The sequence below is a fragment of the Enterobacter sp. CM29 genome (assembly GCF_013179605.1).
Taxonomy (GTDB): Bacteria; Pseudomonadota; Gammaproteobacteria; order Enterobacterales; family Enterobacteriaceae; genus Enterobacter; species Enterobacter intestinihominis.
In genome coordinates, this window is sequence record NZ_JABMCU010000155.1 from 1 (window position 1) to 10,636 (window position 10,636).

Sequence of the window (10,636 nt, forward strand, 5' to 3'; positions counted from 1 at the left end):
GTTCCCAAGCATCATGCCGGACAGCGGCGATCGTCAGGCCAATATCAGGACGACCGTAAGCTCAACGGGTCCGATGGCTGCGATTGTCGGCTTCCAGTCTCCGTATAACGACCAGCGCAGCGTGATCGCCCTGCTGGCGGACAGCCCGCGCGGCTATGAGCTGCTCAACACGGCCATGAACGACAGCGGTAAACGGGCGGCAATGTTCGGTTCCGTCTCGGTGATCCGTGAGTCGGGGGTAAACAGCCTGCGCGTGGGGGATGTCTACTACGTCGGTCATCTGCCGTGGTTCGAACGCCTGTGGTACGCCCTCTCTAACCACCCGGTGCTGCTGGCCGTGCTGGCTGCGCTCAGCGTTGTATTGCTGGCGTGGGTACTGTGGCGTCTGCTGCGAATCATCAGCCGTCGTCGTCTTAACCCGGACCATGAGTAAGCCGTGATGAAAATCTTTCGCGGATGTGTAGTCGCAGCGTTGATGCTGGCGGCGGCGAATCTGCATGCCGCCTGTCGCTGGCCTGCCTGGGAGACGTTCAAGCAGGATTATATGAGCGAAAGTGGGCGCGTCATTGATCCCAGTGACGCGCGCAAAATCACCACCTCCGAAGGGCAAAGCTATGGATTGTTCTTTTCCCTGGCAGCAAACGATCGCAAGACGTTTGATCTGCTGCTGACATGGACGCGCGATAACCTTGCCGAGGGGGATTTAGCCCAACATCTCCCGGCGTGGCTATGGGGAAAAAAGGACGACAACACCTGGGCGGTTATCGACCCTAACTCCGCGTCCGATGCCGATATCTGGATAGCCTGGTCGCTGCTGGAAGCCGGGCGGCTGTGGAAAAATCCCGATTACACGCGCACGGGTAAGGCGCTGTTGACGCGCATTGCCAGTGAAGAAGTGGTGAAGGTACCGGGGCTGGGTGCTATGCTGCTGCCGGGTAAAGTCGGTTTTGCCGAAGAGAGTGCCTGGCGTTTCAACCCCAGCTACCTGCCGCCGCAGCTTGCGAGCTATTTCACCCGTTTCGGCGCACCGTGGACAACGCTCCGTGAAACCAACCTGCGTCTGCTGCTGGAGACCGCGCCAAAAGGATTTTCCCCGAACTGGGTGAAATACCAGAAAAAGGGCGGCTGGCAGTTGAAGCAGGATACGACCCTGATCGGCAGTTACGATGCGATTCGCGTCTATCTGTGGGTAGGGATGATGAACGATAACGATCCGCAAAAAGCCCGGCTACTGGCGCGTTTCAAGCCCATGGCGACCACCACAATCAAACAAGGCTTACCGCCGGAAAAAGTGGACGTAGCGACCGGGAAACGTACCGGAGATGGGCCGGTAGGGTTTTCTGCCTCCCTGCTTCCATTTTTACAAGAACGGGACGCGCAGGCGGTGCAACGCCAGCGTGTCGCCGATCGTTTTCCCGATAACAATGCTTATTACAGCTACGTTCTGACCCTCTTTGGACAAGGGTGGGATCAGCATCGTTTTCGTTTCACCTCGCAAGGTGAATTACTACCGGATTGGGGCCAGGAATGCGCACGTTCACACTAAATCTACTCGCCTTATCGCTTGGCCTGGCGCTCATGCCCCTGGCCCAGGCCGCCAACTCCCCGCAGCAGAGACAGCTGCTGGAACAGGTTCGTCTGGGGGAATCCACCCAGCGTGAGGATTTGGTGCGCCAGTCGCTCTATCGCCTTGAGCTGATCGACCCCAACAACCCGGACGTGATTGCCGCTCGCTTCCGCTACCTGTTACGACAGGGGGATACGGCGGGCGCGCAAAAAGAGCTGGATCGCCTGAAAGGAATAGCACCCGATTCCAGTGCGTACCAGTCCTCCCGTACGACCATGCTGCTCTCCACGCCGGATGGTCGCCAGGCCCTCCAGCAGGCTCGTCTGCTCGCCACCACCGGGCACACGCAGGAAGCTATTGCCGCGTATGACAAACTGTTTGACGGTAATCCGCCCAGCGGCGACATCGCGACGGAGTACTGGAACGTGGTGGCGAAAGAGCCTGCCCGCCGCAATCTGGCCATTAATCAGCTGAAGAAAATCAACGCCAGCAGTCCGGGCAACGCCCCGCTACAGGCTTCGCTGGCGCAGCTTCTGTTCCAGAGCGGACGTCGTGATGAAGGGTTTGCGGTGTTACAGGAGATGGCCAAATCGAACAATGGCCGCAGTCAGGCGTCGGACATGTGGTACCAGCAGATCAAAGATCAGCCGGCCAGCAGCGCCAGCGTTACCGCGCTGCAACAATACCTGAGCGTGTTCAGCGATGGCGATAACGTGACGGCGGCGCGCGCCCAGCTTGAAGCGCAGCAAAAACAGCTCGCCGATCCGGCGTTTCGCGCCAAAGCCGAAGGGTTAGCCGCAGTGGATGCCGGGCAGGGCAGTAAAGCGGTAACGGAGTTGCAGAAAGCAGTCAGCGCCAACCACGCCGACAGTGAAGCCGTAGGCGCGCTGGGGCAGGCCTATTCGCAGAAAGGCGATCGCGCCCGCGCGGTTGCGCAGTTTGAAAAGGCGATCGCCCTCGATCCGCAGAGCGACAACCGGGGCAAATGGGACAGCCTGCTAAAGGTTAACCGATACTGGCTGCTGATCCAGCAGGGTGATAACGCCCTGAAAGCCAACAAGACAGCCCAGGCGGAACGCTATTATCAGCAGGCGCGCAACATTGACAATACGGACAGCTACGCGGTCCTGGGGCTGGGTGACGCGGCGGCGGCGCGGAAAGATAAGGACGCGGCTGAACGCTATTATCGCCAGGCATTGCGGATGGACAGCGGCAACAGCAACGCGGTACGCGGTCTTGCCAATATTTATCGCGAGCAGTCTCCGGAGAAGGCGACGCAGTTTATTCAGTCGCTCTCTGCCAGCCAGCGCCGCAGCATTGATGATATTGAACGTAGCCTGACGAACGAGCAGCTCTCGGCTCAGGCTGAACAGCTGGAAAGCCAGGGAAACTATGCGCAGGCCGCAGAAATTCAGCGCCGACGCCTTGCGCTTTCCCCGGGCGACGTGTGGATCACCTACCGGCTATCACGCGATCTGTATAGCGCGGGTCAGCGCAGCCAGGCGGATAACCTGATGCGCCAGCTGGCAAGCCAGAAACCGGGCGATCCGGATCAGGTTTACGCCAGCGGGCTGTACCTGTCCGGTAACGATCGGGACCGGGCCGCGCTGGCGCATCTGAACACGCTGCCGCGCGACAAGTGGAACGGCAACATCCAGGCGCTGGCGGACCGCCTGCAAAGTAATCAGGTGCTGGAAACCGCCAACCGCCTGCGCGACAGTGGAAAAGAGCAGGAAGCGGAAGCGCTGCTTCGCCAGCAGCCCCCGTCCACCCGTATTGACTTAACGCTGGCAGACTGGGCTGAACAGCGTGGCGATCACGAGGCCGCGAAAACCGCCTACAACACCGTCCTGCAACGGGAACCGCAGAACGAAGACGCAATTCTCGGCCTGACCGGAGTCAATCTTGCTCAGGGCAACAGGGACGCCGCTCGCGCTGAGCTGGCGAAACTGCCCGCGGCACAAAACGGCGAACCGCTCTCCCTCAATATGCAGCGCCGGATCGCCATGGCGCAGGCCGGTCTGGGTGATCCTGCCGCGGCAGAAAAGACCTTCAACACCATTCTTCCGCAGGCAAAATCGCAGCCGCCTTCTATGGAAAGCGCGCTGGTGATGCGTGATGCCGCCCGTTTCCAGGCGCAAAACGGCCAGCCTCAGCAGGCGCTGGAAACCTGGAAAGATGCGATGGTCTCATCGGGCATCACGACGACCCGTCCAACCGATAACGACAGCTTTACGCGGCTCACGCGTAACGATGAGAAAGATGACTGGCTGAAGCGCGGCGTGCGCAGCGATGCAGGCGATCTTTATCGTCAGCAGGATCTGAACGTCACGCTGCAACACGACTACTGGGGATCCAGCGGCACGGGGGGCTATTCCGACCTGAAAGCGCACACCACTATGCTCCAGGTGGATGCGCCGCTATCGGATGGCCGCATGTTCTTCCGTAGCGATCTGGTCAATATGAACGCCGGTTCCTTTGATACGGACAATGGAACCTACGATCCAACGTGGGGTACCTGCGCCGAAACGCCATGTCACGGCAGCACGAACCAGTCGGCCAACGGCGCCAGCGTGGCCGTCGGCTGGCAGAACAACACCTGGGCGTGGGACATCGGTACAACGCCGATGGGCTTCGACGTGGTCGATGTGGTGGGCAGCCTGAGCTACAGCAACGACTTGGGGCCGATTGGCTACACCCTGAACGCCCATCGTCGTCCGATTTCCAGCTCTGTGCTGGCCTTCGCCGGGCAAAAAGATCCCAATACCGACACCACCTGGGGCGGCGTGCGTGCTACCGGTGGCGGCGTGAGCATGAGCTACGACAAAGGCGAAGCTAACGGGATCTGGTCAAGCCTGAGTGCCGACAGCCTCACCGGGAAGAATGTCGAAGATAACTGGCGGGTCCGCTGGATGACCGGCTATTACTACAAGCTTATCAATCAGAACAACGAGCGTCTGACGGTCGGTGTGTCCAACATGCTCTGGCATTACGATAAGGATTTAAGTGGCTATTCGCTGGGCCAGGGCGGTTACTACAGTCCCCAGGAGTATGTGTCGTTTGCCTTACCGGTGAACTGGCGTAAACGCACAGAGAACTGGTCATGGGAACTGGGCGGTTCCGTCTCATGGTCCCATTCAAAAACAAAAGATGTGATGCGTTATCCGTTGCAGGGGCTGATCCCGGACAATGAGCCAGGCCGTTATACCGATAAAGGTGCGATGGGAACCGGAAGTAGCTCGTCAGGGACGGGTTATACCGCAAGGGCGATTGTTGAACGCCGTGTGACGTCCAACTGGTTTGTCGGTCTGGGCGTCGATATTCAGGAAGCGAAAGACTATACCCCGAGCCATGCGCTGCTCTATGTTCGGTATTCTGCCGCAGGCTGGCAGGGTGATATGGACTTACCGCCGGAACCGCTGGTGCCTTATGCAGACTGGTGATCGGATTTTTGCTTAATCTAATTGTAAGTCTCTCTTAAAAGTGCAGCTATCGGGTATACTCGGGCGCACCAGGTTTACGCCCTGGTGCGCCCTGCGCTTCGAGTTTTGTGGAGAGTCATTTTGCGTGTCAGCCGTTCCTTAACGATCAAACAGATGGCGATGGTGTCTGCCGTCACAATGCTGTTTGTCTTCATCTTCTGCGTCATTTTGCTGTTTCATTCCGTACAGCAGAATCGCTATAACACGGCTTCGCAACTGGAAAGTATTGCCCGCTCGGTGCGGGAACCCCTGTCGGCCTCGATCCTGAAAGGGGATATCCCCGAGGCGGAATCCATCCTGAAACGCATTCAGCCCGCCGGTATCGTGAGCCGCGCCGACGTCGTGCTGCCGAACCAGTTCCAGGCGCTGCGGATGAGCTTTATCCCGGAGCGTCCCGTCCCGATGATGGTGATGCGCCTGTTTGAACTGCCGGTGCAGATTTCCCTGCCTCTCTATTCCCTGGAAAGACCGGCTAACCCGCAGCCGCTGGCCTATCTGGTACTACAGGCGGACTCGTACCGCATGTATAAATTCGTCATGAGTTGGGTTGCTACGTTGGTGACTACTTACTTACTTTTAACCTTAATGTTGAGCGTGGCGCTGACGTGGTGCATCAACCGGTTAATTGTGCATCCGTTGCGCCGCATAGCCCGGGAGCTGAATGACCTCTCTCCGCAGGAGCACATGGGGCATCAGCTTCCCTTGCCGCGTCTGCATCACGACGATGAAATCGGCATGCTGGTCCGCAGTTACAATATCAACCAGCAGCGTGTCCTGCGTCAGCAGGAAGAGGTCAGTAATAATGCCACCCGTTTCCCGGTTTCCGACCTGCCAAACAAAGCGTTTTTAATGGCCCTGCTGGAGCAGACCGTCGCTCGCCAGCAGACCACCGCGCTGATGGTGATTGCCTGCGAGACCTTGCAGGACACGACGGGCGTGCTGAAAGAGAGCCAGCGCGAGATGCTATTACTGACGCTGGTGGAAAAAATCAAATCTGTGCTGGCGCCGCGCATGGTACTTACCCAGGTCAGCGGCTATGACCTGGTGGTGATTGCGCACGGTGTAAAAGAGCCGTGGCACGCTATTACGTTAGGTCAGCAAGTACTCACTGTCATAAATGAGCGGCTACCCATTCAGGGTATCCAGCTACGCCCAAGTGCCAGCATTGGTATCGCAATGTACTACGGTGGTCTGACCGCCGAGCAGTTATACCGTCGGGCTTTCTCAGCAGCGTTTACCGCGCGCCGAAAAGGCAAAAACCAGATCCAGTTCTTTGATCCGGAGCAAATGGAAAAAGCCCAGCAGCGCCTGACGGAAGAGAGCGACATTCTGACGGCGATGGACAATCGCCAGTTTGCGCTCTGGCTACAGCCGCAGGTGGATTTGCGCACGGGTGAAGTGACCAGCGCCGAAGCGTTGCTGCGCATGCAGCAGCCGGACGGCACGTGGGAGCTGCCTGAGGGGATGATCGAACGTATCGAGTCCTGCGGCCTGATGGTCACCGTCGGATACTGGGTGCTGGAAGAGTCGTGCCGCCAGCTTGCGGCCTGGCAACAACGGGGCATCACGCTGCCGCTGTCGGTGAATCTTTCTGCGCTACAGCTGATGCACCCGACTATGGTGCCGGATATGCTCGAGTTGATCCATCGCTACCGCATCCAGCCCCACACGTTGATCCTGGAAGTCACCGAGAGCCGTTGTATTGACAATCCTGACGACGCTGTCGCCATTCTGAAACCGCTGCGTAACGCCGGGGTCCGCATTGCGCTGGACGATTTTGGTATGGGGTATTCCGGCCTGCGTCAGCTCCAGCACATGAAAACCCTGCCGGTGGACGTCCTGAAAATCGACAAAACCTTTGTGAAAGGGCTGCCGGAGGATTGCAGCCTGGTGCAGGCCATTATCCAGATGGCGCACAGCCTGAACCTGCACGTGACTGCCGAAGGTATTGAGGCCGAAGCCCAGCGCGAGTGGCTGGCTGCGGCGGGTGTGGAGAGCGGTCAGGGCTTCCTGTTTGGCCGCGCCGTGCCGACGGATACCTTTGAGCGACGCTATCTCGCCGACGCTGGCAATAACGCAAAAGTGTAATTTTGTTGCTGGCTTGTGCGAGCCAGCTCAAAGTTCTTAACATTTGTGTTTCAAATTTGAACCCCGTTTATTTCTGTCCTGTTATGTGGGTGTTATTTTAAAGCCGCAGGTTAACCATAACCTTACAAAGCCTGTAGTTATTCTTTCCAGGGACACCCTATGAAAACCTCACTCTTCAAAAGTCTTTACTTCCAGGTCCTGACAGCCATCGCCATCGGTATTCTGCTCGGTCACTACTACCCGGAGCTGGGCGCGCAAATGAAACCGCTTGGCGACGCGTTCGTTAAGCTCATCAAAATGATCATCGCGCCGGTCATCTTCTGTACCGTGGTGACCGGTATCGCTGGCATGGAAAGCATGAAGGCGGTCGGGCGTACGGGGGCGGTTGCCCTGCTGTACTTCGAGATTGTCAGTACCATCGCGCTGATTATCGGCCTGATTATTGTCAACGTGGTACAGCCTGGCGCGGGCATGAACGTTGACCCGGCCACGCTGGATGCGAAAGCGGTGGCGGTTTACGCTGAACAGGCGAAAGATCAGGGGATTGTTGCCTTCCTGCTGGACGTGATCCCGAGCAGCGTGATTGGCGCGTTCGCCAGCGGAAATATCCTCCAGGTACTGCTGTTTGCCGTGCTGTTTGGCTTTGCCCTGCACCGTCTTGGCAGCAAAGGTCAGCTGATTTTTAACGTCATTGAAAGCTTCTCGCAGGTTATCTTCGGCATCATCAACATGATTATGCGTCTGGCCCCGATTGGTGCCTTTGGCGCGATGGCCTTCACCATCGGGAAATACGGCGTCGGCACGCTGGTACAGCTTGGCCAGCTGATTATCTGCTTCTACATCACCTGTATTCTGTTTGTGGTGGTGGTGCTCGGCTCCATCGCTCGTGCGACCGGCTTCAGCATCTTCAAATTTATCCGTTACATTCGTGAAGAGCTGCTGATTGTCCTCGGCACATCCTCTTCTGAGTCCGCGCTGCCGCGTATGCTCGATAAAATGGAAAAGCTGGGCTGCCGTAAGTCAGTGGTGGGGCTGGTTATTCCTACGGGCTACTCCTTTAACCTGGACGGCACCTCGATTTACCTGACGATGGCGGCGGTCTTTATTGCTCAGGCCACCAACAGCCACATGGATATCTTCCATCAGATTACGCTGCTGGTCGTCCTCCTGCTCTCCTCGAAAGGGGCGGCGGGCGTAACGGGTAGCGGATTTATCGTGCTGGCGGCCACTATTTCAGCGGTTGGCCATCTGCCGGTGGCGGGTTTGGCCCTGATCCTCGGTATCGACCGCTTTATGTCTGAAGCCCGCGCGTTAACCAACCTGATTGGTAATGGTGTGGCGACGGTTGTGGTGGCGAAGTGGGTAAAAGAGCTGGATCACAAGAAACTTAACGATACGCTGAATAATCGCACATCTGAGGACAAAACCCCCGGTTTATCCTCTTAATCCCTCATAAATGCCCGTATTCCCTTGTGGGGATGCGGGCACCTGCGCATAATAACCGCTCATACCTGTCATATTTCGACAAAATTTTTTTGGGTATATTTCGCTTCCGCCCGTGACGTTTAGCTGAACACGCTGTCTAATCGGAAGGTTTTCATCGTCATCTTTGAGTGCTCACGTCGCGAGACACTCTCTTTAACCAGGAATGTTGATCAGGGGTTCACATGCAGGGCACAAAAATTCGACTCTTAACCGGCGGTTTGCTGATGATGGCAGCAGCCAGTTATGTGCAGGCAGATGCGCTCCAGCCAGACCCGGCCTGGCAACAGGGAACACTGGCGAACGGATTCCAGTGGCAGGTGTTATCCACTCCGCAACGTCCGAGCGATCGCATTGAAATTCGTCTGGCTGTGAATACCGGCTCCCTCACTGAAAGCACCCAGCAGACCGGCTTAAGCCATTTTATTCCTCGACTGGCGCTCACCCAGAGCGGCAGTTTGCAGGCGGTTCAGGTGCGTTCTTTATGGCAACAGGCCATCGATCCTAAACGCCCGCTGCCCCCGGCTGTGGTCTCCTATGACTACACCATGTTTAATCTGAGCCTGCCCAACAACCGTAACGATCTGCTTAAAGAAGCGCTGACCTATCTTTCCGATGCCACCGGCAAACTGGCGATTACGCCTGAGACCGTAAACTATGCGTTGAGCAACAGCGACATGGTGGCGACCTGGCCGACGGATACCAAAGAAGGCTGGTGGCGCTACCGCCTGAAAGGGTCCACGCTGCTTGGCCACGACCCGGCAGAACCGCTGAAACAGCCGGTGGATCCAGAGCAGGTGAAATCTTTCTACCAGCAGTGGTACACCCCGGATGCCATGACCCTCATTGTAGTGGGCAACGTGGACAGCCGTGCGGTGATAGAGCAGATCAACAAAGCCTTTGGCGATCTAAAAGGGAAGCGTGAAACGCCCGCCCCTGTTCCTACTTTGTCCCCGCTGCGTCCTGAGACGGTCAGTATCATGACGGATACCGTGCGTCAGGATCGTCTTTCGATGATGTGGGATACCGCCTGGCAGCCGATCCGCGAGTCCTCGGCGCTGTTGCGTTACTGGCGTGCGGACCTGGCGCGTGAAGCGCTGTTCTGGCATGTTCAGCAGACGCTCAGCAAGAACAACGTGAAAGACATTGGTCTGGGCTTTGACTGCCGCGTGCTGTTCCAGCGCGCCCAGTGCGCCATTAACGTCGAATCGCCGGGTGATAAGCTGAATGCCAATCTCGGCGTGGTGGCGAAAGAGCTGGCTAAAGTGCGTAAAGAGGGCCTGTCTGAAGAGGAATTTAACGCCCTGGTGGCGCAGAAATCCCTCGAATTGCAGAAACTGTTTGCCACCTATGCCCGCGCCGATACCGATATCTTAATCAGCCAGCGCATTCGCTCCTTACAGAATCAGGTCGTGGACATCGCGCCGGAGCAGTATCAGAAATTGCGTCAGGATTTCCTGAACGGTCTGACCGTGGAGATGCTGAATCAGGATCTGCGTCAGCAGCTGTCTCAGGATATGGCGTTGATTCTGTTGCAGCCGAAAGGTGAGCCGGAATATGACATGAAAGAGTTAAAGGCCACCTGGAACGCCATCATGGCGACGCCGTCGCAGCCAGTACAGGCGGCGGCCGATGATTTGCACCAGGATGCGAGCGATATTCCGCAGGGCCAGTAAGGCCCTGCGTTCCCTCTCCCTGTGGGCTGAGGGATTTTATGCAGAAGCAATAAAGTTGCTTTCTAAATGACTGAGGGCTGTCAGCGATGCCCTGGTCCGGCTGTAAATCGCTGAGGCGTTTCCTGCAGGCCGGGGCGAGGCACAGGGATGCGCCGGGAGCCCGGGTCGCCAGGGTGGTGGCGACTGAGCCACCCTGGCACGTTCACCGGTCATGTCGTTACAGAGTAGCAAGGAACATAAAGTGAACGGAATGACCACCACCGCCGTATGTTCCCCTCACCCTCACCCTCTCCCCGGAGGGGCGAGGGGATTGCTCAGTGCTCGCATTAATTTGTGGGGAA

The 10,636-nt window shown here is 57.5% G+C and carries 6 protein-coding genes; all 6 read left to right on the forward strand.

Going from position 1 to position 10,636, the window contains the following annotated elements; translation table 11 throughout:
* On the forward strand, window positions 1–433 hold a 433-nt coding region (locus HP459_RS17050; RefSeq protein WP_171936522.1), incomplete at its 5' end, for a cellulose biosynthesis cyclic di-GMP-binding regulatory protein BcsB.
* Between the two features lie 6 nt (window positions 434–439).
* A complete protein-coding gene (gene bcsZ / locus HP459_RS17055) occupies window positions 440–1,546 on the forward strand; it encodes a cellulose synthase complex periplasmic endoglucanase BcsZ (RefSeq protein ID WP_171936525.1) in 1,107 nt (368 codons plus the stop codon).
* Window positions 1,528–5,010, forward strand: coding sequence for a cellulose synthase complex outer membrane protein BcsC (bcsC, locus tag HP459_RS17060; RefSeq protein WP_171936523.1), 3,483 nt, complete (start codon window positions 1,528–1,530; stop codon window positions 5,008–5,010). The genes bcsZ and bcsC overlap by 19 nt, the downstream gene beginning before the upstream one ends.
* 120 nt (window positions 5,011–5,130) lie before the next feature.
* A complete protein-coding gene (gene hmsP, locus HP459_RS17065) occupies window positions 5,131–7,137 on the forward strand; it encodes a biofilm formation regulator HmsP (protein ID WP_171936524.1) in 2,007 nt (668 codons plus the stop codon).
* Between the two features lie 159 nt (window positions 7,138–7,296).
* Complete coding sequence (dctA, locus tag HP459_RS17070; protein WP_022649724.1) at window positions 7,297–8,583, forward strand: C4-dicarboxylate transporter DctC; 1,287 nt, start codon at window positions 7,297–7,299, stop codon at window positions 8,581–8,583.
* Between the two features lie 221 nt (window positions 8,584–8,804).
* Window positions 8,805–10,295, forward strand: coding sequence for a pitrilysin family protein (locus HP459_RS17075; protein ID WP_022649723.1), 1,491 nt, complete (start codon window positions 8,805–8,807; stop codon window positions 10,293–10,295).
* The last annotated feature ends 341 nt before the right edge of the window (window positions 10,296–10,636 follow it).

Excerpts from the sequence above, each read along its gene's own strand:
- bcsZ (WP_171936525.1), top strand. The coding sequence starts at position 440 with ATGAAAATCTTTCGCGGATGTGTAGTCGCAGCGTTGATGCTGGCGGCG.
- bcsC (WP_171936523.1), top strand. The coding sequence starts at position 1,528 with ATGCGCACGTTCACACTAAATCTACTCGCCTTATCGCTTGGCCTGGCG.
- dctA (WP_022649724.1), top strand. The coding sequence starts at position 7,297 with ATGAAAACCTCACTCTTCAAAAGTCTTTACTTCCAGGTCCTGACAGCC.
- HP459_RS17075 (WP_022649723.1), top strand. The coding sequence starts at position 8,805 with ATGCAGGGCACAAAAATTCGACTCTTAACCGGCGGTTTGCTGATGATG.